General features: G+C 68.3%; 28 protein-coding genes. 11 read left to right on the forward strand and 17 right to left on the reverse strand.

Annotated elements, in window-relative coordinates:
* The first annotated feature begins 11 nt into the window (after nt 1-11).
* Nucleotides 12-524, forward strand: coding sequence for an OsmC family protein (locus tag ABOZ73_RS14095; protein ID WP_369058772.1), 513 nt, complete (start codon nt 12-14; stop codon nt 522-524).
* 154 nt (nt 525-678) lie between these two features.
* Here ABOZ73_RS14095 and ABOZ73_RS14100 read toward each other — a convergent pair whose 3' ends face one another.
* Nucleotides 679-1,149 carry a DUF3617 domain-containing protein gene (locus tag ABOZ73_RS14100; RefSeq protein ID WP_369058773.1) on the reverse strand — a complete coding sequence of 157 codons (471 nt, stop codon included), beginning with the start codon at nt 1,147-1,149 and terminating at the stop codon, nt 679-681.
* A 176-nt stretch (nt 1,150-1,325) separates the two neighbouring features.
* On the opposite strand from ABOZ73_RS14100, the gene rpmB reads away from it, so the two are divergent.
* Nucleotides 1,326-1,619: a 50S ribosomal protein L28 gene (rpmB, locus tag ABOZ73_RS14105; RefSeq protein WP_369058774.1), complete on the forward strand. Its 294-nt coding sequence runs from the start codon at nt 1,326-1,328 to the stop codon at nt 1,617-1,619.
* A gap of 305 nt (nt 1,620-1,924) precedes the next feature.
* On the opposite strand, the gene ABOZ73_RS14110 is transcribed toward rpmB, so the two are convergent.
* From ABOZ73_RS14110 to cobT, 3 genes are all read right to left on the reverse strand, one after another.
* Nucleotides 1,925-2,230, reverse strand: a complete 306-nt coding sequence (locus tag ABOZ73_RS14110) for a hypothetical protein (protein ID WP_369058775.1) — start codon at nt 2,228-2,230, stop codon at nt 1,925-1,927.
* Nucleotides 2,231-2,433: 203 nt separating this feature from the next.
* Nucleotides 2,434-3,492: an esterase-like activity of phytase family protein gene (locus tag ABOZ73_RS14115; protein WP_369058776.1), complete on the reverse strand. Its 1,059-nt coding sequence runs from the start codon at nt 3,490-3,492 to the stop codon at nt 2,434-2,436.
* Nucleotides 3,489-5,414 (reverse strand): cobaltochelatase subunit CobT, encoded by a 1,926-nt coding sequence (cobT, locus tag ABOZ73_RS14120; protein WP_369062554.1) that lies wholly within the window; start codon nt 5,412-5,414, stop codon nt 3,489-3,491. The genes ABOZ73_RS14115 and cobT overlap by 4 nt, the downstream gene beginning before the upstream one ends.
* A 90-nt stretch (nt 5,415-5,504) precedes the next feature.
* Between cobT and ABOZ73_RS14125 the strand changes: the two genes are divergently transcribed.
* Nucleotides 5,505-5,684 carry a DUF1328 domain-containing protein gene (locus ABOZ73_RS14125; RefSeq protein WP_369058777.1) on the forward strand — a complete coding sequence of 60 codons (180 nt, stop codon included), beginning with the start codon at nt 5,505-5,507 and terminating at the stop codon, nt 5,682-5,684.
* A 72-nt stretch (nt 5,685-5,756) separates the two neighbouring features.
* On the opposite strand, the gene ABOZ73_RS14130 is transcribed toward ABOZ73_RS14125, so the two are convergent.
* From ABOZ73_RS14130 to ABOZ73_RS14140, 3 genes are all read right to left on the reverse strand, one after another.
* Nucleotides 5,757-6,878, reverse strand: a complete 1,122-nt coding sequence (locus tag ABOZ73_RS14130) for a DUF3089 domain-containing protein (protein ID WP_369058778.1) — start codon at nt 6,876-6,878, stop codon at nt 5,757-5,759.
* A 257-nt stretch (nt 6,879-7,135) separates the two neighbouring features.
* The gene (locus ABOZ73_RS14135; RefSeq protein WP_369058779.1) at nt 7,136-8,095 is read right to left on the reverse strand and encodes a hypothetical protein; all 960 of its coding nucleotides are present in this window, start codon (nt 8,093-8,095) and stop codon (nt 7,136-7,138) included.
* 56 nt (nt 8,096-8,151) lie between these two features.
* The gene (locus ABOZ73_RS14140; protein WP_369058780.1) at nt 8,152-9,072 is read right to left on the reverse strand and encodes a D-alanyl-D-alanine carboxypeptidase family protein; all 921 of its coding nucleotides are present in this window, start codon (nt 9,070-9,072) and stop codon (nt 8,152-8,154) included.
* 166 nt (nt 9,073-9,238) lie between these two features.
* Here ABOZ73_RS14140 and ABOZ73_RS14145 point away from each other — a divergent pair, with 166 nt between their 5' ends.
* Complete coding sequence (locus ABOZ73_RS14145) at nt 9,239-10,240, forward strand: L,D-transpeptidase (RefSeq protein ID WP_369058781.1); 1,002 nt, start codon at nt 9,239-9,241, stop codon at nt 10,238-10,240.
* Nucleotides 10,241-10,636: 396 nt separating this feature from the next.
* Here the strand turns inward: ABOZ73_RS14145 and ABOZ73_RS14150 are convergent, their stop codons facing one another.
* Complete coding sequence (locus ABOZ73_RS14150) at nt 10,637-11,059, reverse strand: response regulator transcription factor (RefSeq protein ID WP_369058782.1); 423 nt, start codon at nt 11,057-11,059, stop codon at nt 10,637-10,639.
* 138 nt (nt 11,060-11,197) lie between these two features.
* On the opposite strand from ABOZ73_RS14150, the gene ABOZ73_RS14155 reads away from it, so the two are divergent.
* Nucleotides 11,198-12,448 (forward strand): sensor histidine kinase, encoded by a 1,251-nt coding sequence (locus tag ABOZ73_RS14155; RefSeq protein ID WP_369058783.1) that lies wholly within the window; start codon nt 11,198-11,200, stop codon nt 12,446-12,448.
* Nucleotides 12,449-12,486: 38 nt separating this feature from the next.
* Nucleotides 12,487-12,816, forward strand: coding sequence for a hypothetical protein (locus ABOZ73_RS14160; RefSeq protein WP_369058784.1), 330 nt, complete (start codon nt 12,487-12,489; stop codon nt 12,814-12,816).
* 628 nt (nt 12,817-13,444) lie between these two features.
* Here the strand turns inward: ABOZ73_RS14160 and ABOZ73_RS14165 are convergent.
* From ABOZ73_RS14165 to ABOZ73_RS14180, 4 genes are all read right to left on the reverse strand, one after another.
* The gene (locus tag ABOZ73_RS14165; protein ID WP_369058785.1) at nt 13,445-13,813 is read right to left on the reverse strand and encodes a YciI family protein; all 369 of its coding nucleotides are present in this window, start codon (nt 13,811-13,813) and stop codon (nt 13,445-13,447) included.
* A 144-nt stretch (nt 13,814-13,957) separates the two neighbouring features.
* Complete coding sequence (gene uvrB / locus ABOZ73_RS14170; RefSeq protein ID WP_369058786.1) at nt 13,958-16,117, reverse strand: excinuclease ABC subunit UvrB; 2,160 nt, start codon at nt 16,115-16,117, stop codon at nt 13,958-13,960.
* Between the two features lie 77 nt (nt 16,118-16,194).
* Nucleotides 16,195-16,917, reverse strand: coding sequence for an SDR family NAD(P)-dependent oxidoreductase (locus ABOZ73_RS14175; RefSeq protein ID WP_369058787.1), 723 nt, complete (start codon nt 16,915-16,917; stop codon nt 16,195-16,197).
* Between the two features lie 85 nt (nt 16,918-17,002).
* Nucleotides 17,003-17,428: a MarR family winged helix-turn-helix transcriptional regulator gene (locus ABOZ73_RS14180; protein WP_369058788.1), complete on the reverse strand. Its 426-nt coding sequence runs from the start codon at nt 17,426-17,428 to the stop codon at nt 17,003-17,005.
* A gap of 159 nt (nt 17,429-17,587) precedes the next feature.
* On the opposite strand from ABOZ73_RS14180, the gene ABOZ73_RS14185 reads away from it, so the two are divergent.
* A complete protein-coding gene (locus ABOZ73_RS14185) occupies nt 17,588-17,917 on the forward strand; it encodes a PadR family transcriptional regulator (RefSeq protein WP_369058789.1) in 330 nt (109 codons plus the stop codon).
* 14 nt (nt 17,918-17,931) lie between these two features.
* Nucleotides 17,932-18,942: a hypothetical protein gene (locus tag ABOZ73_RS14190; RefSeq protein ID WP_369058790.1), complete on the forward strand. Its 1,011-nt coding sequence runs from the start codon at nt 17,932-17,934 to the stop codon at nt 18,940-18,942.
* A gap of 54 nt (nt 18,943-18,996) precedes the next feature.
* Here the strand turns inward: ABOZ73_RS14190 and ABOZ73_RS14195 are convergent, their stop codons facing one another.
* On the reverse strand, nt 18,997-19,182 hold the full coding sequence (locus tag ABOZ73_RS14195) for a hypothetical protein (protein ID WP_369058791.1): 186 nt from the start codon (nt 19,180-19,182) through the stop codon (nt 18,997-18,999).
* Nucleotides 19,183-19,629: 447 nt separating this feature from the next.
* Here ABOZ73_RS14195 and ABOZ73_RS14200 point away from each other — a divergent pair, with 447 nt between their 5' ends.
* Together ABOZ73_RS14200 and ABOZ73_RS14205 are read left to right on the forward strand one after the other, a co-directional pair.
* Nucleotides 19,630-20,685 carry a cell wall hydrolase gene (locus tag ABOZ73_RS14200; protein WP_369058792.1) on the forward strand — a complete coding sequence of 352 codons (1,056 nt, stop codon included), beginning with the start codon at nt 19,630-19,632 and terminating at the stop codon, nt 20,683-20,685.
* A gap of 58 nt (nt 20,686-20,743) precedes the next feature.
* On the forward strand, nt 20,744-21,274 hold the full coding sequence (locus ABOZ73_RS14205) for a DUF1003 domain-containing protein (protein WP_369058793.1): 531 nt from the start codon (nt 20,744-20,746) through the stop codon (nt 21,272-21,274).
* Here the strand turns inward: ABOZ73_RS14205 and ABOZ73_RS14210 are convergent.
* The 3 genes from ABOZ73_RS14210 to ABOZ73_RS14220 are packed head-to-tail and all read right to left on the reverse strand — an operon-like array spanning nt 21,271 to nt 23,502.
* Nucleotides 21,271-21,810, reverse strand: a complete 540-nt coding sequence (locus ABOZ73_RS14210; protein WP_369058794.1) for a DUF1697 domain-containing protein — start codon at nt 21,808-21,810, stop codon at nt 21,271-21,273. The two genes, ABOZ73_RS14205 and ABOZ73_RS14210, sit on opposite strands and share 4 nt — an antisense overlap.
* Nucleotides 21,807-22,502: a TMEM175 family protein gene (locus ABOZ73_RS14215; RefSeq protein WP_369058795.1), complete on the reverse strand. Its 696-nt coding sequence runs from the start codon at nt 22,500-22,502 to the stop codon at nt 21,807-21,809. The genes ABOZ73_RS14210 and ABOZ73_RS14215 overlap by 4 nt, the downstream gene beginning before the upstream one ends.
* A gap of 58 nt (nt 22,503-22,560) precedes the next feature.
* Nucleotides 22,561-23,502 (reverse strand): GlxA family transcriptional regulator, encoded by a 942-nt coding sequence (locus ABOZ73_RS14220; RefSeq protein WP_369058796.1) that lies wholly within the window; start codon nt 23,500-23,502, stop codon nt 22,561-22,563.
* Nucleotides 23,503-23,586: 84 nt separating this feature from the next.
* On the opposite strand from ABOZ73_RS14220, the gene ABOZ73_RS14225 reads away from it, so the two are divergent.
* A complete protein-coding gene (locus tag ABOZ73_RS14225) occupies nt 23,587-24,282 on the forward strand; it encodes a DJ-1/PfpI family protein (protein ID WP_369058797.1) in 696 nt (231 codons plus the stop codon).
* On the opposite strand, the gene ygiD is transcribed toward ABOZ73_RS14225, so the two are convergent.
* Nucleotides 24,279-25,046 (reverse strand): 4,5-DOPA dioxygenase extradiol, encoded by a 768-nt coding sequence (gene ygiD, locus ABOZ73_RS14230; protein ID WP_369058798.1) that lies wholly within the window; start codon nt 25,044-25,046, stop codon nt 24,279-24,281. The two genes, ABOZ73_RS14225 and ygiD, sit on opposite strands and share 4 nt — an antisense overlap.
* Nucleotides 25,047-25,081: the final 35 nt, after the last annotated feature.

Below are 25,081 nucleotides of genomic sequence, written 5' to 3' on the forward strand. Positions count from 1 at the left end.
GGGAGGCCGCCATGGCCCGCGCAAAAGCCAGCATTTCGGACCAGGCCTACGCCACCGCCATCACCACGGGCCGCCACGCCCTGGTCAGCGACGAGCCGCCGGCCCTGGGCGGGCAGGACGTGGGGCCGGCGCCGTACGATCTGCTGTTGGCCAGCCTCGGCTCCTGCACGGTGATCACCCTGAAGATGTACGCCGACCGCAAGGGCTGGCCGCTGGTGGCGGCGCATGTGGACCTGCATCACTACAAGGACGGCGACCGCAGCAAGATCGAGCGGGTTTTGCACCTGGAAGGCGACCTGAGCGACGAACAGCGCGCCCGCCTCGCCGACATCGCAGAGCGCACGCCGGTGACCCTGACCTTGCGCAACGGCGCCGACATCGACACCACCCTGTCCAACGAGCCGCCGCCGCGAATCCCGCCGGTTTCCTACACCGAGGACGAGCTGGACGAGGCGCTGGAAGAGAGCTTCCCGGCCAGCGACGCGGCGAACCTGCCGCAGCCTCGGCATTCGGATCGTGACTGAAGGCGGGGGCGTTAACACAAGCGCGGCCGTAGCCGAACACGAGCGAAACAAATCATGACCGAATCAGCGACGTCCGCCGATTCGGGATTTGTTCCCTACGAGATATTGTAGCCATAGCGCCGTTAACCACAAATGGTTTCCGGCAAAGCTTGGATCATTCAGCGGCAGCCGGGCAGGCGGCGGCCACGCGCTTGGCCTCCATCACCCCCGCCAGCGGCAGGCCGTGGATGGTGGTGACGTTGACGTCGATCTTGAAGCTATCGGGCGTGTAGGTCCCCTTGCCCTTCACCGGGGCGGGGCGGTTCTTCTTGTCGTACCAGACGCCCTTGAGGTCGATCCGGCCGTCGCCGACCACCTTGCGCTCATAGACGCACTTGAAGCGGCGCGTGCAGATGCCGTCCGAGAACTGGGCCACGTCCTTGGCGGTCAGGCACTTCATCTCCTTGCCCACGGGCAGGATGCCGCCGATCTTGTAGCTGTACTGCCAGTGGCCCGGCAGAATCGTCTCCGGGGCCTTCTCCTGCGCGAACACGGCGGGAGCCACGGTGGCGACGCCCAGAACCGCCAGGGCGACGGCGCTGACGGCGATGGCGATTGGGCGGATGGCGTCTTTGGGCTTCATCATGACGCCTTACATATAGGAGCCGCGATGAACCGCGCTTGAAAGGCGCGATCATCCAGGGTCCGGCTTGACTCTCAACGTCGCCGTCGCCTATATCGCCCCCTCTCGCGCCGAGAGAGTCCTTGGCGTGCCCGATATTCTTTTGCGAAGTCCGCTTCGCCCAAGCAAGGTTGTCCGTCATGTCGCGTCGTTGCGAACTCACCGGTAAGGGCCCGATCGTTGGCCACAACGTGAGCCACTCCAACATCAAGACCAAGCGCCGCTTCCTGCCGGCCCTGTCCCCCGCGACCCTGCAGTCGGACGCCCTGGGCCAGAGCTTCAAGCTGCGCATCAGCAACGCCGCCCTGCGCACCCTGGACTACAAGGGTGGCCTGGACGTCTTCCTGCTGGGCTCCAAGGACGAAGTGCTGTCGCCGCGCGCTCTGAAGATCAAGCGCCAGGTGAAGGCCAAGGTCGCGGCGCAAGCCGCCTAAGCGACCTACTCGCCAGCCGATTACGCAAGAGGCCCGCGGAGCGATCCGCGGGCCTCTTCGCATTTTTTGTCATTCGCTTGATGGGCCACGGCTGGACGGGTTCTTGCGGACCCCGCTTGGGGGCCGTGGCCCCTGGGAAATACGCCCCCAGGCCGCGGTGAGGCGGCTGGGCGCCTCTATGCCTCGGCAAGCCCTGTTCGGCGTACGCAGTTTCGTGGGCGCCGCCCGCAGATTTCCTCAAAGAGCATAGAAAAAGGCCCGCGAGCGGGGCTCGCGGGCCTCTTGTCGTTCGCCTTGCGGTGCGCTTAGCGCTGCAGGGCGTAGTAGTTCACGGAAGCAGTCTTGGTGAAGGCGGCCAGTTCCGGGTTGTTCACCTTGGAGACGGCGTCCTTGACGCTGGCGCGAACGCAGGCCGGGTACAGGTAAACGGCCAGGGATTCGCTGCGGACGTCCTGCCAGCAGACCGTGCTGGCGGCTTTCAGGATCTCGGCGTGGGCTTCCTTGGCGGACTTGCCGACCAGGGAGACGCGGAGTTCGGCGGCGCCGGCATTGCCAGCGACGAAGGCGGCCCCAAGAGACACAACGAGGGCCAGAGTGTTGAGCTTACGCATTTTGAAGACTCCAAGAGGAGGTTGATGACAACCGCCTCCCGGCACGTTTTCCCCAAAGCCGACGTTCTGATTTGTTATTCCGTCGATGACGGTTTTTGTACGTCGAAGCCCAAAAAGCTTCAAGTCAAATAGTGCGGCGCACCATGGCTTTCGCGCGGTGCAACATGCTTAAGCAGCGTTATGTGTCTTCGCTGCATTCTTGATCATCGGCGAGGCGGCGCGCGCCTTTTGGGGGCCGGCTTGGGCGCGATCGGTTGCGGCGGCGGGGGACTCCAGTCGAACGCCATCAGCAAGGTGCGCTGCCTGGCGGAGAAGTTGTCGTCCGACATCAGATAAAGCCGAACCCCGCCCGCGCGGTTGCTGCTGACGGCCAGGCCCTCGAAGTTGTCTCGGGTCAGGGGCGCCTGAAGCGTGAAGCGGTCGGCCACCAGGGGGAAGCGGCGCTTGGTCAGCGGGTCGTTGACGATGCTGACCTGGATGCGGTTGCCCTGAATGGGGTCGAAGGCGCGGTGCATCATGGCGATGGCCGGGCCGTTGAAGGCGCTGAACGACACCAGGCCATAGGTGATGTCGGGGCCCATCTGGGGCGGCGCCGACTCGCATGCCGCCGACAGCTTGCAGATCCAAACCTCGCCTTCCTCGCCGCCCACGATGTAGGCGTCCGCCCCGGCGGCGGGATAGTAGGCCAGGGCCTCCATCCCCTCGTTCTCAGGGAAGATGGTCTTAGGGGAGGGGGCGACGACCGGCGCGCCGCCGCCGGCCGGATAGCGCCAGATGCGGTGGTTGCGCTCGAAGCTGACCAGGCGGTCGCCATTGGGCAGGAAGGTCATGCCCTCGGCGTCGGCCCACTCCTTGCCCGACAGCGGTTTGCCGTCGAGGCCCAGCAGGGGCTCGATCTTGGCGTCCTTGAGGCCGACCAGGCGGTCCTGTTCGTCCAGCACCAGACGGGCCTCGAAGACGTCGCCGTCGTCGCTGGCAGAGACGATCCGGTGGTCGCCCAGCACTGTCAGGGTCGACAGCCCGTGCAGGCGGGTCGACGTGCTGGAGGTGATGGCGATGCCGCCGGCATAGGTGAAGTTGCCGATCTTGGTCTGGGCCGCATCGTTCGGATTGAGCGGAACGGCCTCGGTCTGGACGGTGATCTCCGGGCCGGCCGGGACGGGGGCGACGGGCAGAACCGGCGGCGCCTCGGGGGGCACGCAGCTCGCCAGCATCAGTCCACACAGGGCGGTGGCGGCGGCCAGGCGGGCTAGACGGTTCATGCTGGCGCTCCAACGCGACGCGACTTGAGCGCCGCGCCCTGAACAACGGGCGGCGGCGGCAACAGACCCTTGGCCCGACCGGCGGTCTTGGGCTCTTCCTCGAACAGGGCGGCCAGCTGTTCGACCAGCACGCCGCCCAGTTGCTCGACATCGACGATGGTCACGGCGCGGCGGTAGTAGCGCGTCACATCGTGCCCGATGCCGATGGCCAGCAGCTCGACCGGGCTCTTGTTCTCGATCTCGCCGATCACCTGGCGCAGGTGGCGCTCCAGATAGTGGCCGGAGTTCACCGACAGGGTGGAATCGTCCACCGGCGCGCCGTCGGAGATGACCATCAGGATGCGGCGCTGCTCGGGCCGGCCGATCAGGCGCTGGTGCGCCCACATCAGGGCCTCGCCGTCGATGTTCTCCTTCAACAGCCCCTCGCGCATCATCAGGCCGAGGTTGCGGCGGGCGCGGCGCCACGGCGCGTCGGCGGCCTTGTAGACGATGTGGCGCAGGTCGTTCAGGCGGCCGGGGGCGGGCGGCTTGCCGGCCTTGATCCACTCGTCCCGGCTGGCTCCGCCCTTCCAGGCCTTGGTGGTGAAGCCGAGGATCTCGGTCTTCACGCCGCAGCGCTCCAAGGTGCGGGCCAGGATGTCGGCGCAGACGGCGGCGACCATGATCGGGCGGCCGCGCATGGAGCCGGAATTGTCGATCAGGATGGTGACGACGGTGTCGCGGAACTCGACGTCCTCCTCCTGCTTGAAGGACAGCGGCGCGGTGGGGTCGATGATCACGCGGGTCAGGCGCGCGACGTCGAGCATCCCTTCCTCGAGATCGAAGGTCCAGGCGCGGTTCTGCTGGGCCAGCAGGCGGCGCTGCAGCTTGTTGGCCAGGCGCGAGACGACCGAGGACAGGCTGGACAGCTGCTGGTCCAGGTAGGCGCGCAGGCGGGTCAGCTCCTCGCCGTCGCACAGGTCCTCGGCGCCGACGATCTCGTCATTGGCGGCGGTGAAGATCTTGTAGGGCGGCTCGACCTGACCGTTGTCGCGGATGTCGGGGCGGGCGGGCTTGGCGCCGTCGCCCATCTCCGGCGCCTCGTCGGTGGCCTCTGCGTCGCCGTCGTCCTCGACCTGCACCGACTGCTCGTCGCCGGCCTCGGCGTCCTGGTCGGAGGCTTCGGTCTCCTGCTGGGCGGTGCCTTCGGGCTGCTGGCCCTCGCCGTCGTCGTCGTTCTCGTCCTCGCCCTCGGTGGGGCCTTCGTTCTCGTCGCCCTCGTCATCGTCGGAGGCTTCGGTGGCGTCGGCCTCGCTCTCGTCCAGGCCAAGGTCGCGCAGGATCTCGCGGGTGATCTTGGCGAAGGCGGCCTGGTCGGCGATCGAGCCGGTCAGGCGGTCCAGGGCGGGGCCGGCCTTCTCCTCCACCTCGGCGCGGAACAGGTCGACCAGGGTCTTGCTGCCGTCCGGCGGGGCGTCGCCGGTCAGGCGCTCGCGCACGATCAGGCCCAGGATGTCGGCCATGGGCGCGACGGTGCGGTCCATCCGCGTCAGGCCCTGGCGCTCGATCTTGTCTTCCAGGGCGGCGGTCAGGTTGGCGCGCACGCCGCCCAGGGCATTGGCGCCGATGGCCTCGATCCGAGCCTGCTCCACCGACTCGAAGGCGGCCATGGCGTCGGGCGAGATCGGGCGGTTGCGCATGTGCGCGGCGGCGTCGTGGTGCGCCAGGCGCAGAGCCATCTGGTCGGCCAGACCGCGGATGCGCGCGGCGTCCCTGGGCGACAGATCGCGGGGCGGGTGGGGGAGCACGGCGCGGTTGCCCGACAGGTGCGGGCCGTCGCCGGAGAACACCACCTCAAGGTCGGGCGTCTCGGCGAGCGAACGGGCGGCGTGCGCCAGGGCGCGCTTGAAGGGTTCGACGGGGCTTTCGGGCTTTCCGGCCATGAAGACGGTCATACTCTGTCAGAAGGCTGGAACAAATAAGGCGAAGGCTCCGTTTTCCACATCGAAGCTTATCCACAAGGGAGTGGTTCAATGTTGAAGTGGGCTCTGATTTTCGCCGTGATCGCGCTGATCGCCGGCGCTCTTGGTTTCGGCGGCGTCGCGGGCGCGGCGGCCGGCATCGCCAAGATCCTGTTCTTCCTGTTCGTCGTCGGCTTCCTGATCTTCCTGGCCCTGGGCATCTTCGCCGGCAAGAAGATCAGCGGCGGCTGAGCCGACCAGCCTTGATCGAACTTGGGCCGCGCCGGGAGACTGGCGCGGCCCTTGTCGTTTCAGGGCCCGGTTCTAGCGCTTGCTCCAGGCCTTCGACTGCTCGCCGACCACGCGGACCAGATCGCCCATGGTCAGGTTCACGTCGATGAGATGCAGGCCCCAGTCGTCCAGCGTCTTGCCGTCGACCACCACGTCGCCGGTCAGCACGTCGGTGCGCGGATCGGCCGGATCGGCGTTGACGCGGATGGACAGGTAGGAGGCCCCGTCCTTCTCCACGCAGGTCCCGGTCAGCAGGCCGGGCACGTTGACGAACGGGGTGTCGATCGTCTTCTCCGGCTTCACCCAGACATTGGGCGCGGTGGTCGAGCCGTTGGTCAGATAGGCGTGCAGCGGCGCCGAGCCGCCGCCCAGGGCCGCCGGGTTCACGCAGGCGGCGGTCATGCCGGGCTCGACCGCGCGGCCGAAGCGGCTGACGGCCGGCGGCGGGGCGACCTCTCGGAACGAGACGTAAGAGATGTAGCAGCCGGTCTGCGACGCGGCCTTGCACGACGCCATGCCGGCATAGCTCTTGTCCGGCCCGACCGGCGTGTTCATGCCCAGGATCAGGGCCGAGACGATCCGCCCCTTGGCCGGCGCCATGGCGGCCTCGTCCTTGAGCAGGTTCTGCAGCACCCGCGCGCCCTGGCTGTGGCCGATCAGGACCACGCCGCGCCCGCCGTTGTCGCGCTTCAGATAGTCGGCCCAGGCGTCGCGCACGTCGTTGTAGCCGAGCTGCGGATCCATCGGGATCGGCTTGCCCACCATGTTGGACCGCAGGCCCGCCAGGGTGATCTGGCGGTACATGGGCGAAAAGGTCCGGCACACCGAGGCGAAGCGGGCGAACTGCTGCTCCACCACCCGCCGCTCGGCGTGGTCGATGCTCATGTCGCTGTTGCCGCCGGGATCGGTGGAGACCGTGGGATAGACGTAGAAGCAGTCGATCGCCGCCTTGGGATGGGCCTTGAACGCCTCGCGCGTCAGGCCGCCGTTCGCAGCAACGATGGTGCTCGACTGATCCACCGCGCAGGCGTCGGCGCGACCGGGGCGGCACAGCCAGTTCTCGTCCTTGGCGTAGTCGTTGGGCGCGGCGACGGCCGGCGCGGACACGGCCAGGCCCGAGGCGAACAGCAGCGCGGCGGCAAGCGGCTTCAACATACGCAATCCTCCCGTTCGAACACTTGTTTGGGGCGGAGGATGCGGCGCCAACGGGGCGGGGTCTAGCTCTATCCCCTCGCCCTTTTGGGGCTCTGAGCCGCTTCTCCTCCCCCGTGTAACGGGGAGGGGGACCGCGAAGCAGTGGAGGTGGCAGACTGAGCTCGGGGCACGGTGGACGCCCCGTCCGTCCCGTCGCTGCGCGCCGATCCACATCCCCCGTACGCTTCGCTACAGGGGGGAGAAACGAACATTCCACTCTACCCCTCAGCCGCCAACCCCAGCAGCTCCTCCGCCAGCGCCGGCTTCACCGGGTCGAACGCCCGGGACTGCCAGTCCGGGACCAGACGGTCGATCAGCAGGAACAGCACCAGCCCTTCGTCCTGGCTCCAGAAGCGGCCGCCTCGGCGCAGTTCGCGCACCGCCGTGCCGGTGTCGACGCCGCGGCCGCGGGTGGTCCAGGCGAAGGCGGCCCATTGGCCGAGGCCTTCCATCGTCAGGAACAGGTCGTCCAGCGGCGCCCACTTGGCGTTGTCGCCGACGAAGAACTGGGCGCGGCGGGCGCGCATCTTGGCCAGGGCCTGGCGGGCATAGGCGCGTGCCTGGGTCTCATTGCGGGCGTTCAGGGCCTGGAACAGGGCGCCCAGTTCGTCCTCATAGGCGGCCACATAGGCCTCGTCCTTGGCGAAGGCGGCCTGCAGACTGTCGTCGGACAGGTCGTCCGGCAGGCCGTATTGCGCGGTCAGTTCGGCCAGGCGCGGGCTGACATAATAGAACTGCCGGGTGTGGGTCATCTCGTGGATGAGCACGCCCTGCATCAGGCCCTCCAGCCCTAGCGCGCTGTCCACCCCGGCGCCCTGCCAGATCGAGGGCAGGGCCATGACGAAGAACGCCTTGCGGTTCTCGTCGAACGGCGCGGCGAAGGAGGCGACGCGGGCGGGGATGGCCTGGCCGTCCGGCAGCTTCACCTGGCCGCCGTGGGCGACGCCGTTCCACGAGACGGGGCCGGCCGGCCCGGCGGTGTAGGCGCAGGTCTGGTCGAACAGCACGATAGTCGGCCGCTCGCCCGCCGACAGGGCCAGGTCCTGGCGGGCCGTGGTGCTCCAGGCGCCGATGGCGCGGTTGGCGAAGTTGGCGTCCTCCGGCGTCATCAGGCAGGCCGCTAGAGCGGCGGGCGCGGCGGCGGACAGGAGGAGGGCGGCGGCGAGGGCGCGGATCATGGTCAAGCTCCTAGCCGTGAGCCTGCGGTGAGTCCGCTTAAATCCAAGCAAGGTTGCTACGGCGCTTCTTGCACATATTCCCAATGCCAGGGCTCGAACGGGTAGTTGCGGAAGCCGAAGCGCTCCGCATTGGCGACCAGCCAGCGATAGGCGGGGTTGCGCGACTGGATCAGGCGGTTGGCGTCCTCGGTCGAGTCCGGCCGCACGCCACCCACATAGAGGTCCATGGCCAGACCCGTGCGGTGGGGCGAGCAGGTCGCCCGCACCACCCCGTCGCAGTTGTTGTCGCGGGCGCAGCGGGCGGCGTCGTATTCGGGGCTGCGATAGCCGCTGAAGATCTGCAGGTGGCGGGGATCGGCGGCCACTCCGCCGTCGCGCCGGGCCTCGGCGACCATCTGGCGATAGGCGGCCATGGCGGCGGTGCGCAACTGAATCGCCTTGCCGCCATAGCCCTCGTCCTTGGTGGCGTCGGCCAGTTGCGCGGCCGAGGGCGGGTTGGGGCAGACGCCTCGGGCGCGGACGCCGACATAGGGGCGGCGCGCGTGCATCTGCGCCTTCAACGTATCGAAGCTGGCGGTGGTGAAGCGGCCGTCGCCGGCCAGGCGGTGGCGTTTCTGCCACTGGGCCAGGGCGGCGGCGAAGCCGGGGGAGACGGCGGGGCAGTCGGTGCCGATCTCGTGCGCGGTCAGGGTCTCGTAGATGGCCCAGCCGGTCTCGGCCCGGCCGAAGGGCGACCAGGCCAGGGTGGTCAGGGTGCGGGCGTTGTCGCGGGCCGCCGCCTCGAAGGCCGGGTTGCGGCAGCCGTTGGGGTTCGGCGAGGCGGAGAGCACGGGGCCGGCGGAGGCCGGGGCGGGCGAGGGGGCGGCCGGCCCGCCGATGGCGCCTTGCGGTTCCGACGCCGTTGACGGCGCGCTCGAAGCGGGGGGCAGGTTCCTGGCCACCACCAGGCCGACGCCGATGAGCCCCCCGACCGCCACGGGGAGGAACCATCGCTGAATCCGCGACTTTTTCTTGCTCAGTTTCGGCAGAGGAGTTGGCATGGTGTTGGGTCGCAAAATCCTGATGGCGGGCGTTTGCGCCCTCGCGTTGGCCGCCTGTTCGGACCCTAACGCACGAGAGAGCCAAAGCGACGCTCCAACCGAAATGGCCAGTGGCCAGCTGCCGCCGGCCGTGACCCCGTCTGCCGCGCCGGCCCCCGCCGCCGGCCCCATCGTCGCCCCCGACGACCTGGCCGAGCAGGGCAAGGCGGTGAACGTGGCCGAGTTCGCCGCCGCGCAGAGCGATCCGATCGCCAAGCGCGACATGCTGGTCCGCGCCCAGGTGCTGCTGGACCGCGCCCGGTTCTCGCCCGGCGTGGTGGACGGCCAGGGCGGCGACAACGTCAGTAAGGCGATCGCCGCCTTTCAGAAGGCCAACAACCTGAACGCCAGCGGCCAGCTGGACGCCGACACCTGGGCCGCCCTGGTGCGTGACACCGGCTCGGCGGTCACGTCCTATGAGATCACCGAAGCCGACGTGGCCGGTCCGTTCGTGGAGAAGATCCCCGTCGACCTGACCGAGCAGGCCAAGATGGAGACCCTCGGCTACACCTCGCCGCTGGAGGCCCTGGCCGAGAAGTTCCACATGGGCGAGGGGCTGCTGCAGGCGCTGAACCCCGGCGCGGACTTCAGCAAGCCGGGGACGAAGATCGTGGTGGCGGCGGTGTCGACCGCCGAGCTGCCGCGCGTGCAGAAGATCGAGGTCGACAAGGCCGCCCGCCAGGTCCGCGCCTTTGACGGCGGCGGCAAGCTGGTGGCGGTCTATCCGGCCACCATCGGCTCCAACGACCGTCCTGCGCCGGACGGCGATTGGGCGGTGCGCACCGTGGCGCCCGAGCCGACCTACACCTTCGACGCCAGCCGGCTGAACTTCGGCTCGAAGAAGGCGCGGGAGGCGGGCAAGCTGACCATCGCCGCCGGGCCAAATAACCCCGTGGGCGCGGCCTGGATCGACCTGACCAAGGACACCTACGGCATTCACGGCACGCCGGAGCCGGCCAAGGTGGGCAAGGTGGCCAGCAACGGCTGCGTGCGCCTGACCAACTGGGACGCCAAGGCGCTGGCGGCGGCGGTGGAGAAGGGGGCCAAGGTCAGTTTCCTTGGCTGACCGAATCCCTTGGCTAGCAAGAGATTGCTGAGCCCTGGAAAGACGAAACGCCCCCGGCGAAGACCGGGAGCGTTTCTTTCTTGATCAGCGCCAGGCGTCCCCCGACACCGGCTGCTGGAGGGGGACAGTCGCGGTGTTGAGACTCGGGCGCAAGCGGCGCTGGAGCGATTGCTACCGTTTCGCATAACCCTGTGTTTCAATGGCCACACAAAGCGCCTCAAAGAGACCTTGATCGCGCCCTTGCACCGCCCGATCCGTCCACCATCTTAATCAGGACGGCGCAGCCCGGTGGATGTCCCCTCCCCCAGCCTGCCGGACCCGCCGTCATGAGAGAGCCCGGCGCCCGCGAGACTTTCCCCCATCTCGCGGGCGCTTCTCGTTTCAGGCGGCCCCTTCTCAGACGGCTAAGGCCGTTTCAATGCAATCGATGAGCGCCTGAGCCTGGAAAGGCTTGTGCAGGAAGCAGACAACGCCCAGGGCGTTCGCTTTCTGGCGCGTGGCCTCGTTGGGGAAGGCGGTCATCAGGATCACCGGCGTGGCGATCCCGCGCGCCGACAGGGCCGACTTCAGGTCCACCCCGCTCAGGCCGGGCATATGGACGTCCGAGACGATGCAGGCGCTCCCGGCGGCGGCGTCCGACTCCAGGAACGCCTCGGCCGAGGCGAAGCCGCGCGCGGCGTAGCCGAGCGAGCGCAGCAGGCCTTCGGTGGAGACGCGGACCGACTCGTCGTCGTCGACGACCGAGATAATCAAACCCGTGGTCAAAAACTCATCCTTGAAACGTCCACGGCGGAGGCGACGCGCCTTCGTCGTGGCCACAGATGCCTGTTTCTCGCGCCTCGCGAAATCATACGGAGGTTTAGAAGCCGTGGCGGAATGTCGACTTCGAGCGCTATCTTACAAGTCGCAGAGGGCGCCATGCAGACACTTGCCGCCCCAAAAGCCGGCGGGGACGGAATGCACGACGACGCGGCCGATGCGGTCGAACGATTGAAGGCGAGCGAATACCGCTACCGAAATATGTTCGCGGCCATGACCGTGGCCTTTTGGGAGATGGATTTCAGCGGCGCCGGCCGGATCATCTACGGGCTGCGCAAGCAAGGTGTCGGCGATCTTCAGCGCCACTTTGTCGAGCATCCTGGGGTGGTGCGGGAGCTCATGAAAGCCAGCCTCGTGCTGGACGTGAACGATAAGTCGATCGCTCAATTTGGCGCGCCGCGCGAAGTGCTTATGGGCCCCGTAGACCGGTTCTGGCCGGTGGCCAGCGAGAACGTCTTCGCCGAAAGCGTCGTCGCCGCCATCAGCGGCAAACCCAATTTCGAGGCGGTCACCCGCCTGCGCCGGCTGGATGGCGGCGAGATGGACGTGCTGTTCACCGCCAGCTTCCCCCGCGACTCGGTGGAGCGCGGCATCCTGCTGATCGGCCTGGTGGACCTGACCGACACCAAGCGGGCGCAGGACGAGCTGGCGCGCGTGCAGGCGGACCTGGCCCACGCGGCGCGGGTCTCGACCTTGGGGGAGCTGACCGCCTCCATCGCCCACGAGGTGAACCAGCCCCTGGCCGCCATCGTCACCAACGGGGAGGCGTCCTTGCGCTGGCTGAACCGGGCCCAGCCGGACCTCGACGAGGCTCGGGCCGCCATCAACCGCATGATCGCCGACGGCCAGCGGGCCAGCGGCATCATCGCCCGCATCCGCGCCATGTCGACCAAGACCGCGCCGGACCCGGCCCTGCACGACCCGAACGCCCTGGTCGGGGACGCCAGCCTGCTGGTCCAGCGCGAGGTGGAGACCCACGACGTCAAGCTGATCCTCGACCTGGCCGCCGGCCTGCCCCCGGTGAAGGCCGATCCGGTGCAGGTGCAGCAGGTGGTGATGAACCTGCTGGTCAACGCTATCCAGGCCATGGCCGCCTGCGAGGCCTGTCAGGAGGTCGGCCGCCGCCTGACCGTGCGCACGCGCCCGGACGCGGAGGCCGCCGGCGTGCGGGTGGAGGTCGAGGACGCCGGCCCCGGCGTCGAAGATGGCAAGGCCGACCAGCTGTTCAACGCCTTCTTCACCACCAAGGCGACCGGCATGGGCATGGGCCTGTCGATCTGCAAGTCGATCATCGAGGCCCACGGCGGGCGCATCTGGGCGCGCAACAAGCCTGCCGGCCGCGGCGCGGTTTTCGCCTTCACTCTGCCGGAAGGTGCGGAGGCGGTCTAAGGGTGGCTTGCGGGCATGAGGCGCGCTAACCAGACCGCATGGCGCGCAGCAAGCAAGTTCCCGAGTTCAAGGTCGAGATCGACGGCCGCACCTATGTCTGGTGGCTGCAACGCCGGCCGGCCTGGTCGCGGGACGACAACGCCATGACCGGCATGGCCCTGGCCGCGCGCGACGCCGAGGGGCAGCGCGAGGTGGTGCTGGAGTTCCCGCCCGGTCCGCGCCCGCGCCTGGGCGCGCCGGTGCTGAAGCCGGAATCGATCCCCGTGCGCCTGGTGACCACCGCCATCGCCTCGGCTATCGCGGCGGGGTGGGATCCGCTGTCGCGCGGCAAGCCGGTGATGATCATCGTGGACGCCGACGGCCAGTAAGGCCGGTCGCCGGGCGCCCGCGATTATGGCGCCGGTGGTGGAGGCGGTGATGATGGCGGCGAAACAAGGTTGAGCCGCTTGAGCAGCTCAAGCATCTGATGCGTCCGCGACGCGCACCCGTAAAGCACCAATGAAACCCAGGCCATCCACGCCCAGGCGAGCACGAACAACACGATCTCCATGACGCTCAGCCCCCCAGCTGAATTCAGGATGAGACCGATGTTATGTGAAAGAATATCAATCGTATAGCGAAGCTTGCACAACTTTCGTGCAAGGGTAGTGATCGAGCGCTCCCCGCTTCCCCGCGTGAAGGGGCTAATCCCGCTCCCGCTTCATGACGCGCAGCAGCTGATGCAGGCGCGAGGCGCAGGCGTAGAGCATCACCGTCACCCAGGCCGCCCAGGTCCAGGCGGCTGCGTACAGAACCATCTTCATCAAGCCGCCGGCCCCCGCCGTTGATCCACCGCCCGACGCTATTCAGCCCCCCGCCGCTCGCCTAGGCGGCGTTCAGGACAAAATCCCGGGGCGCGGCGCACGATCAGGCGCGTGGCTGAGGCGGGTTGCTGAGGGGCGGGCGATTGCGGGCAAGCGGCCGCGCCGGCCCGCCTCCCCCTAAGGAGAAGGATCTTCAGGCTAGGTCGCCCGGCTCGTAGGACGGCCGGATTTCGATCTCGCTCGGGCCGGGCATTGGGTTGGGACAGCGTTTCACCCAGGCGACGGCTTCGTCCAGGTCCTTGACGTCCCATAGCCAGAAGCCGGCGACCTGGTCGCGGGCCGGGGTGAAGGGGCCGTCGATCACCGTGCGGGCGGCGCCGTCGAAGGCGATGCGCTTGCCGTGAGACGTGGGCTTGAGGCCGTCGGCCATGACCAGGACCCCGGCGGCCTGAGGTTCGTCGTTGAAGCGGCCCATGGCCTGCATCATCGCGTCGGTTTGCGGCGTGCGGACGAAATCCGTCTCGCTATCGCCGGTGGCTTTCACCAGCACCATCACGCGCATTGTCCTTCTCCGTCGCTGGGGTGTTCGATGATGGAACGACGGATGGGGTGGGGGGAAGCCGACAGGGTGGGGGGATTTTATTGGGGCGGGCTTTGTTTGGCGGGCGCCTCACCCCTGCCCCTCTCCCGCGAGGGGCGAGGGCGTTCAGTTGGAGCCGAGCTGATCCTTCGCGAACTCGAGGTCCATCAGCTTGAGGCGCTTGATCTCGTCGCGCAGGCGGGCGGCGGTTTCGAATTCGAGGTTCGAGGCGGCTTCGCGCATCTTGGCTTCCAGGTCGCGCAGGGTCGCCTTGAAGTTGTCGCCCATGAACGGCTTGGCGTCGCCGCCCTCGGCCAGGCCCGCGGGGACCGTGACGCGATCCTTCTCGTAAGGGCTGTTGAGGATGTCCTTGATGTCGCGCTTCACGCTTTCGGGCGTGATGCCGTGCTCGGCGTTGTAGGCCTCCTGCTTCTCGCGGCGGCGCGAGGTCTCGGCCATGGCGCGTTCCATGGAGCCGGTGATGCGGTCGGCATAGAGGATGACCCGGCCGTCCACGTTCCGCGCGGCGCGGCCGATGGTCTGGATCAGGGAGGTCTCCGAGCGCAGGAAGCCTTCCTTGTCGGCGTCGAGGATGGCGACCAGGCCGCATTCGGGGATGTCGAGGCCCTCGCGCAGCAGGTTGATGCCGACCAGCACGTCATAGGCGCCCAGACGCAGGTCACGGATGATCTCGATCCGCTCCAAGGTGTCGATGTCGGAGTGCATGTAGCGCACGCGCAGGCCCTGCTCGTGCATGTACTCGGTCAGGTCCTCGGCCATCTTCTTGGTCAGGACGGTGCAGAGGGTGCGATACCCTTTGGCATTGGTCTGGCGGATCTGGTCGATGACGTCGTCCACCTGGCTGAAGCCGCCGGTGGAGACGGGGCGCACCTCGACCGGCGGGTCGATCAGGCCGGTGGGGCGGATGACCTGCTCGGAGAAGACGCCGCCGGCCTTCTCCATCTCCCACGGGCCGGGAGTGGCGCTGACGTGCAGGGTCTGCGGGCGCATGGCCTCCCACTCCTCGAACTTGAGGGGGCGGTTGTCCATGGCGCTGGGCAGGCGGAAGCCGTACTCGGCCAGGGTGGTCTTGCGGCTGCGGTCGCCCTTGTACATGGCGCCGATCTGCGGAACCGTGACGTGGCTCTCGTCGATGAACAGCATCGCGTTGTCGGGGATGTATTCGAAGAAGGTGGGCGGCGGCTCGCCGGCGTGGCGGCCGGTCAGGTAGCGGCTGTAGTTCTCGATCCCGGCGCAGGAGCCGGTGGTCTCCATCATCTCCAGGTCGAAGGTGGTGCGCTGCTCCAGGCGCTGGGCCTCCAGCAGCTTGCCGTTGGCGATCATCCACTCCAGCCGCTCCTTCAGCTCCTGGCGGATGGAGATGATCGCCTGCTTCAGGGTCGGGCGCGGCGTGACGTAGTGGCTGTTGGCGTAGATCTTCACGGCCGGCAGGTCGGCGGTCTTCTTGCCGGTGAGGGGATCGAACTCGCTGATCGACTCCACCTCGTCGCCGAAGAACGAGACGCGCCAGGCGCGGTCTTCGTAGTGGGCGGGGAAGATCTCCAGCGTGTCGCCGCGCTTGCGGAAGCTGCCGCGCTCGAACGCGGCGTCGTTGCGCTTGTACTGCTGGGCCACCAGGTCGGCGAGGAGCTGCTTTTCGTTGACCTGCTGGCCGACCTCCAGGCTGAAGGTCATGGCGGTGTAGGTCTCGACCGAGCCGATGCCGTAGATGCAGCTGACCGAGGCCACGACGATGACGTCGTCACGCTCCAGGATCGCGCGGGTGGCCGAGTGGCGCATCCGGTCGATCTGCTCGTTGATCGAGCTGTCCTTCTCGATGTAGGTGTCGGTCCGGGGCACATAGGCCTCGGGCTGGTAGTAGTCGTAGTACGAGACGAAATACTCGACCGCGTTGTCGGGGAAGAAGCTCTTGAACTCGGAATAGAGCTGGGCGGCCAGGGTCTTGTTGTGCGCCAGGATCAAGGCGGGACGCTGGGTCTCCTCGATGATCTTGGCCATGGTGAAGGTCTTGCCCGAGCCGGTGACGCCCAGCAGCACCTGGTCGTGCTCGCGCTCCTTCAGGCCGGCGGTCAGCTCGCGGATCGCGGTCGGCTGGTCGCCGGCGGGCTGGTACTCCGACGCCAGGCGGAAACGGCGGCCGCCCTCGGACTTCTGCGGCCGCGCGGGGCGGTGCGGCGTCCACAGCATCGGCATCACCTCGGCGGCGACGTCTTGGGCGAAGGCGGCGGAGGCGTCGGCGACGCCGGAAGTCGGAGCGGGAGGCATGATGTGAAAGTAGGTTCTCGCCGCCCCGAACGCCAGCGCGGCTGCTGACGGTGAGTGTCAGCAACTGGCGGCAGGTGTCAGTGGTTCCCGCCGCCTAGCAGAGCCGCCTGGAAACCCTTGGGGTCGGCGGTGAAGCCGGCCAGGGCGTTTCTGGTCAGGACACCGGGATAGACCTCGTCCGCACCGTTCTCCAGGGCGTCGAGGGTCTCGGATACGACTTCCTCCGGCGTCAGGCGCGGCTCGGGCAGGCCGCGGCCCATGTCGGTGTCGACCTGCACGGGCAGGACGGCGACGACCGCGACCCCATGCGGGGCCAGTTCGGCGCGCAGGGCGGTGTTGAGCATCAGGCCGGCGGCCTTGGAGGCCGAATAGGTCACGGCCCCGCGCGCCGCCACCTTGGCCAGCATGGACAGGACGTTGACCAGCCCGCCCCTGGCCGCCTTCAGCGCCGGGGCGAAGGCCTGGGTGAGGGCCAGCGGCGCCAGGTAGTTGACCTCGATCTCCCTGCGGGCGGCGTCGACCACGTCGTCGCGCAGCAACTCGCCGCCGAAGATGACCCCGGCGTTGTTGATCAGCAGGGTGACGTCCGGCGCGGCCTTGGCGGCGGCGGCGATCTGGGCGGCGTCGGATACGTCGAGGGCGAGAGGGACGATGCGCGGGTCATTGAACGCGATCGAGCCGGCGTCCCGGGCGGCGGCGTAGACCTTGGCCGCGCCACGGTCGAGCAAGGCCTGGACATAGGCGCGGCCGATGCCGCGATTGGCGCCGGTGACGAGGGCGATTGAGCCTTGGATCTGCATGGTGGTGTCTCCAGTGGAGCTTCATAAGTGCATATGCACAATATGATGCGCAAGGGGCCGCCCGGCGGCTTGTACGGATGCGGCGTCAGATGTGCTGGGTCAGCTTAAGCAGCTGGCGGCGGAGGTTTTCGGCTTCCGTCAGGCCGACGCGGCCCTCGAAGGCGTCCTGGGCCTCGCGCCACAGGGGCAGGGCGGCCTTCAGGCGGTCGCGTCCCTCGGCGGTGAGGGTGAGGATCAGCTGGCGCGACCCCTGGCCCTTGGGCGTGGCGGCGACCAGGCCGTCGCGCTGCAGCGGCTGCAGGGTGCGGACCAGGGTGGTGCGGTCGGTGACCAGCAGGCGCGACAGCTCGACCATGGTCAGACCGTCGCCTTCCAGCTGCGCCAGCAGGCTGAACTGCGGCCCGGTCAGGCCGACCGGCGCCAAGCGCTTGTCGTACAACTGGGAGACGTACCGCGTGGCCTGGCGAAGGGCGAAGGCGTTGCAGGTGTTGATGCGCTGAGGCTTGGCCATGGGGCTTCAATGGTCGTGCGTATGCACACTGTCAAGATTACATTGTTATGCGAAATGGGGATAACTGGCGCGGCCCTGTGAGGCTTGCGCGCCTCCATACTGTGTGACATACACTGTGTATCGCACACCATGTGATACACACTATTTGGCGCACACCTCATGCCGAACGACACGGACATCTTTGAAACGCTCCGCCAGGAGCTGCGGCGGGGGAGCCTGATCCTGGCCGTTCTCGCCCAGCTTCAGGAGGAGCGGTACGGCTACACCCTGCGTCGGGCGTTGTCCGAGGTGGGCGTCGATATCGACGAGGGGGCGCTCTATCCCATGCTCCGCCGGCTGGAGGCCCAGGGCCTGCTGACCAGCGAGTGGCGCGAGGAGGAAAAGCGCAAGAAGCGCTTCTATCGCCTGTCGCCCGAGGGCGTCGGCGTGCTGGCCCGCCTGGCCGTCGAATGGCGGGCCATGAACTCATCTCTCGACAAGCTGCTCTAGGAAGGGGGACCAAAATGGACCTGCTCGAGCGTTATCTTGGGGCGGTGGCCGCCCTGCTGCCCAGCGCCCAGCGCGACGACATCACCGCGGAGATCCGCGACCTGCTGCTGAACCGGTTCGAGGAGAAGGAGGCCGAGCTCGGCCGCCCCCTGACCGCCGCCGAGCAGGAGGCGATCATCAAGGCCAACGGCCATCCCCTGACCGTGGCCGGCCGGTATGGGGCGCAAGGTCCGCTGATCGGACCCGCCGTCTATCCCCTCTACATGCAGGCGGTGAAGGTCTCGCTGGCCATCGGCGCGCTGGTGACGGCGGTGCTGACCGTGATCGCCCTCATGACCCAGGCCAACTTCGCCCAGGTCATCATCCAGGGCGTCCACAACTATGTGAGCCTGACGATCACCGTCGTCGGCCTGCTGACCATCGCCGGCTGGCTGGTGGAGCGTGGCGTGGTGAAGCTGAACTTCCTGGACGACTGGAAGCCGTCGCGGCTGCCGCCCGTGGCGCCCGCCATGCCGGACATTCCCGGCGTGTCGGCCCTCGGCAGCCTGGGCGCTATCGGCCCGGTGGGAGGCAAGGCGCCCAAGCAGCGCGGCAAGTCGCGGTTCGAGAGCCTTTTCGAACTGGTGGTGACCGTGTGGGTGCTGGCCTGGTGGTTGGGCTTCACGCCCCTACCGTTCGGCGACGTCGGCGAGGATGGCCTGCGGATCATCCCCGCGCCGATCTGGGCGGCCCTGCACTGGCCGATCGCCGGACTGCTGGTGGTGCAGATCGCGGCATACCTTTCCGACCTGCTCCTGACGGCGGCGGTGAGGGTGCGGGCAGGTCTGTTCCTCGCCAGTCACCTGATCGTGCTGGCCCTGACCTGGGCTCTGTGGGACGCGCGGCCGCTATTCCATGTGGAAGCGACATCGCATCCTGACTGGATGACGACCATCCAGTTGGGCGTGGATATCGGCCTGATGGTCACCGCGGCGATCGCCGTGGTGGGAATGGGGCGCGAAATCTGGCGTCTGGCGCGGAGCTGAGGCGCGCAAGCGCGGGCGGCGTCGTGAACTCGCCGCCCGCATTCCTGGCTTCGGCTATTCCTTGTCGACGCCCTTGCTGACCACGGTTCCCACGGCGGCGCCGGCGACGGCGCCCACGGGACCGGCCACGACGGCGCCGGTGGCGGCCCCGGTGGCGGCGCGCTGTTCGACATTATGGCCGCAGGCGGCCACGGCCAGGGTTGCGGCCGAGACGGCGAGAATTGTTACGAGCTTAACCATTTGATCCCTCCAGATCGGTGTCGGCCTATCAACGGCGACGCTTGCGAAGGGGTTCCGAACAGGTTTTTCGAGCCTTTCGGTCCGAGGAAAAATCTTTTTTGCAGCAACGCTTAACGGGGCATCTTGCAGTCGTCGGCGAAGCGACTCATGGTCCCGCCAGCGGAGCGTGCTTGCGAATCCGGGCGGATTTCGCCATAAGACGATTTCACGACTTGGAGCTGGGCTGACGTGAACCGGCCTGCTCCGCCTCGTCAGGGCTAAGCGTTACCAAGGTTAACGGCTCTGACGCGGCGTACGACAGAGGGCGCATCCTGCCCTTGCCGCATAGGACACGATCTTTTGTCTCTTAAGACCCAGACACGCGCGGACGCGCGTGCGCTGTTCGGCGCTGCGTTGATTGGAACGGCCGTTGGCCTGATCCTCGGCGGCGCCTACCTGGCGGGGGGCATGGCCCAGACCGCCACGCAGCATGCACGCTCAACCCGCCTGGCCGCAGCCGCGGCCGAAGGGTTCTCCGAGACGGCCCTCAAAGAGGCCGTCCTGCGGATGGACGCCGGCGCTCAGTCGGTCGCTCGCCGCCATGATCCGTTCACCGTCGCCGGCGACGCCGCGCGGGACCGTCGATCTTCCATTCTGGCCGCACGTCTAGAGCGCAAGGCTCAGGCCACCGGTTCCAACCTCGACCGCAACTTCGTGATGCGCGCCAGCCTCGGCGGCGGCTTCAATCCGGCGGCCCAGCCCTTCCATATGGCCGGCGCCTTGGACCAGGCCCGCGAGCTGGAATGCCTGTCGCAGGCCGTCTATTACGAAGCCCGCGGCGAAGGCCCGCGCGGCCAGCAGGCGGTGGCCCAGGTGGTTCTGAACCGCGTGCGCCATTCGGCCTTCCCCAAGACTGTCTGCGGCGTCGTCTTCCAGCGCGCCAGCGCGCGCGGCGGCTGCCAGTTCAGCTTCGCCTGCGACGGCTCCATGCGTCGCGGCCGCGAGGGCGGGGCCTGGAGCCGCGCCGAGAAGATCGCCACCCGCGCCCTGTCCGGCGCCGTGATGGCCGAGGTCGGTTCGGCCACGCACTTCCACACCACGGCCGTGGCGCCGAACTGGGGCCCGCGCATGATGCGCGTCGCCCAGGTGGGCCTGCATGTCTTCTACAAGTTCAACGGGCGCGCCCGTCCCGCCACCTTCATGGAGCGGCCGCAACTGACCCTGGCCAAGGCCACGGACGTCGCGCCGACGGTCCTGGCCAGCCTGGCGCCCGCTCCGGCGGCGCCGAACCTGCCGCAAGGGGGGCTGTACATGGCCGGCTCCGCCCTGGCGGATGCCGAGACCGCGACCCTGACCGCCGGCCCCGCCGCCGAGGTCAAGATCGTCCCGGCCGGCGGCAAGGCCCTGCCGATCGCCGCCAAGGCGACGGCCCCGGCCGCCGACAAGCCGGTGAAGACCGCTGCTCCGGCGGCGGAAAAGGTGGCTGAAGCCGCCATCAAGACCGCGGCCGTCTCCGAAGAGTAGAGGCCGATTGCTTCCCCTGGCGGGTGGTGTCCAATGACCCATCCGCCAGGAGGCTTGCATGACCGACCCCATCCGTGACCGTCTTTCCCGCGAACTGCTGGGCATGCGCTATGCCGAGCTGTCGCCGCTGAAACGGAGCGTGATCGACCTGATCGCGGACGAGTCGCCGACCAACCTGCATCCCTGCGTCGACAACAAGCCGGCCTTCTGGGACGGCCTGGCCGACAAGGTCGCGGCGGTAGGCGGCTCCTGGGGCTTCATCTTCGGCTTCGCCGCCGCCCTGATCCTATGGATGGGGGCCAACCTGCTGCTGAGGCCGCTGGGCCACGCCTTCGACCCCTATCCCTTCATCTTCCTCAACCTGATCCTGTCGACCCTGGCGGCGATCCAGGCGCCGATCATCATGATGAGCCAGAACCGCCAGGCCGCGCGCGACCGCAAGGCGGCCGAGCATGACTACGTCGTCAATCTGCGGGCGGAACTGGAGATCCTGCGCCTGCATGACCGGCTGGACGCCCTGCGCGCCGAGGAGCTGGCGGGGATGGTCGAGCGGGTGGAGGCCAAGGTGGAGCGGCTCAGCGCGGCCTAGGCGCCGGCGGCGTCGCGCAGCTTGAGCACGGTGTTCCAGTTGCGGGCGGTGGTCACTGCGCCGATCCGCTTGTCCAAGGGCTTGTCCATCAGCGTCGACTGGCTCATGCCTCCCGGGAAGCTCGCATAGATCGTCCGCCCGTCGAGGTGGAAGGTCTCCGGTCCTTCATGGGCTTCCAGCGCGGCGGCGAGGGCGGCGGGCTCGAGCGGCTCCTTCATGAAGAAGGCCTGGTAGAAGCTGGGATGCTGGGCGGCGAAGTCCGGCATGGGGTTGGCGTCGATGATCGCCGCCCACTCCTGCGGGGTGCGGATCATCACAAGGATATCGCGTCCAGCGTGCGCCTTGAGGGCGCCCTCAAGCTTGCGTTCCAGCTCTGCTGGTGATCCGGCGGCGTTGAACACCATGTTGCCGCTCTGGAGCAGGGTCTTCACATCGGTGAAGCCGATGCTGGCGGCCAGGGCGCGCAGGTCGGCCATGGAGAGCAGGCCGCGCCCGCCGACATTGATTCCACGCAGCAGGGCGATGTGGCGGCTCATGCTTCGACCCCGGCCTGGACTTTTACGGCCGCTTTCGGCTGGCGCGAGGCCAGGAGCCAGACGGCCAGGGGGATGACCCCGTAGATCGAACCGGGCAGCCACGGGGCCGCACTCATCGGCACGAAGGCGGCGGCCAGGATCGACAGCAGGCCGATGACTGCGATCCCGGTCCAGATACGCACCGTGAGGCCCGCCTCGATCCGTCCGGTTTCGGTGATGTCCGGTGCGCGCAGGGCGGCGCCGAAGAGGCCGGCGAACAGGGCCGCCAACAAGCCGAAGCCCAGGCCGTAGACCATGTACAGCGTCCGCAGGTCGGCGAAGCTGGTGATCAGGCCCCGGCCGGGCAGGCGCTGGCCGAAGACGAAGTGCAGCGTGCTCTCGGCAAGCAGGCGCAGCGGGAAGACGTAGATCAGCATCACGAAGACGATGCCCAGGCTGAATCCGGTCGCCCATCCGTCGCGGCGGGCGGTGATGCGGCCGAAGGCGCGATGCTGCATCCAGAACAGGATGATCAGGGCGAAGCTGGCGGCGAAGGCCGGGATGCGGCCGAGCGCCAGGGCAAGGTCCGCCATGGTGGCGGGCGGCAGTCCCCCGGTGATGATCAGAAGGGTGAGGGCGAAGGCGAAGGCCGCGTCCACGAAGGCGTCCAGTCGCTTGGCCGCTTCGGCCTCGGTCTTTTCGGTTCCCAGCATGACCTATTCTCCCCCAGACGGGGGACATTAGCCGCACCACGTTCGCTGGAAAGGGTTTTCAGGCGCGGGCGAGGCGACGCAGGGATTGGGGCGGCTGGCCGAAGGCGCGGATGAAGGCGCGGCGCATGCGCTCGGAATCGCCAAAGCCGGTCTCGAGCGCCACGTCCTCCACCTGCAGCGGGGCGGAATCGAGCAGGGCGCGAGCGGCCTCGACCCGCAGACGCTCGATCGCCTTGGCCGGGGTGGCGCCGACGGCGGCGGTGAAGCTGCGGGCGAAGTGGCGCGGGCTCATGGCCGCTTGGCCGGCGAGCTGCTCCACCGACAAGGACTCGGTCAGGTTCTCGCGGGCCCAGGCCAGCAGCGCATCGAACCGGCCGCCGCCCTTGAGGCTCTGCAGGGCCGAGAACTGTGACTGGCCGCCGGGGCGGCGGTGATAGACCACCAGCTCCTGGGCCGTCTGGCGTGCGACTTCCTCGCCCAGGTCTGCGGCGATGAGGGCCAGGGCCAGGTCGATGCCGGCGGTGATGCCGGCGCTGGTCCAGATCGGACCGTCCTGCACGAAAATGCGGTCGGGCAGCAGCTTCACGTTCGGAAAGCGCTTCTGGAAGTCCGGCGTGCGGCGCCAGTGGGTGGTGGCCCGGCGGCCGTCCAGCAGACCGGCGGCGGCCAGGACATAGGCGCCGGAGCAGATGCTGGCGATGCGCGGACCGGCGGCGGCGCAGGCGCGGACATAGTCCAGGGTGTCGGCGCAGATGGCGGGCGAGCGCGTGCCCTCGCCGCCGGCGACCAGCAGGGTGTCGAGCGGGCCGACATCCTCGAAGCTGTCGGAGGCCATCATGACGCCGGAGGAAGAGGGGATCAGCCCGCCGTCCCGCGAGACCATCTTCAGGCTGTAGGCGTCCGGCACGAAGCGGGCGGCGATCTCGAAGGCGGCCACGGGCCCTGCCGCGTCGAGGATCTGGAAGTTTGGAAAGATGAGGAAGCCCAGCCGCCGTGTCATGACCGTATCCGAGGGAACTATGTCATTTGAGCCAGACGGTAGGCGAGGGAGGATGAAGCGTCAAATCCCGCATCGGAGCCCCTCATGCCGCTGTCCGAGACCCACATCGTGTTCGCGATCTTTCCGGGTGTCACGCACCTGGATTTCACCGGCCCGCACCAGGTGCTGAGCCGCCTGCCCGGGGCGAAGGTGACGGTGGCCTCTCTCGATGGGGAGCCGGTGGAGGCGGAGGGGCTGACCTTCTGCAACCTGGGCAAGCTGACCGACATCGAGACCTGCGATGTGTTGTGCGTGCCGGGTGGCTTCGGCGTGACCCAGGCCATGCTGGACGACGCCTTTCTGGGCGAGATCAAGCGGCTGGCCTGGGGGGCGAAGTACGTGACGTCGGTCTGCACCGGCTCGCTGGTCCTGGCGGCGGCGGGTCTGCTGACCGGCAAGAAGGCGGGGTGCCACTGGGCGTGGCGCGATCAGCTGGCGCTGTTCGGGGCGATCCCGACGGCGCAGCGGGTGGTGCGCGACGGACGCTTCGTCACCGGCGGCGGGGTGACGGCCGGCATCGACTTCGGCCTGACCCTGATCGCCGAGATCGCCGGCGACGGGGTGGCCCAGGCGGTGCAGCTGGGCGTGGAGTACGACCCCCACCCGCCCTTCGACAGCGGCTCGCCCGATAAGGCGCCGCAGAAGGTGCTGGCGCGCGTAAAGGCGATCTACGAGGACGGGATGGCGGAGCGCCGCGCGGCCGCGGAGAAGGCGGCGGCGCGAATGAAGGTCACGGCCTAGCCTACCCGGACGCTCGTCATCGAGATCGCCGCGAAGACGTCGTCGTTGAAGAAGCTGACCGGGTCGCCGGGCTGCTGGGCGCCCAGCACATAGAGCAAGGGCAGGTAGTGCTCGGCGCTGTTGATCGAGGCCAGGGCGTCCTCGCCCAGGCTGGCGTAGTCGATCAGCGGGCCGTGGTCGCCGGTCTCGATCAGGCGCTTGGCGGTCTCGTTGAAGCGGTCGGCCCAGGCGGGGGCTTGCGGCTTGCGGAAGTCGGCGGCGCGCAGGTTGTGGACAATGTCGCCGCTGCCGATGATCAGCACGCCCTCGTCGCGCAGGGACGCCAGGCGGCGGGCTAGATCGTAGTGCTCCTGCGGCGGGCGGGTGCGGTCGAGGCTGAGCTGGACCACGGGGATGTCGGCCTTGGGATAGGCGGCGATCAGCACGCCCCAATTGCCGTGGTCGAAGCCGCGCTGGGCGTCGAAGACCACGGGCTCGGGCGACAGCAGCTCGGCCACGCGGGCGGCCAGGGCCGGATCGCCCGGCGCCGGATAGCGCACGTCGAACAGGGCCTGCGGGAAGCCGAAGAAGTCATGGATGGTGTGGGGCGCGGTCCCGGAGGTGACCGCGACGCCGCGCGTCTCCCAATGGGCGGAGATCATCAGGATCGCCTTGGGGCGCGGAAGCTCCTCGCCGATCCTGGCCCAGCCGCGAGACCAGGCGTTGTCCTCGACGGCGTTCATCGGCGAGCCGTGGCCGAGGAAGAGAACGGGCATGCGGGACATGAGCGGTCGCTCCATCTGATACAGTTGCAGTAACA

Origin of the sequence: Caulobacter sp. 73W (assembly GCF_041021955.1) — a bacterium.
Classification (GTDB): domain Bacteria; phylum Pseudomonadota; class Alphaproteobacteria; order Caulobacterales; family Caulobacteraceae; genus Caulobacter.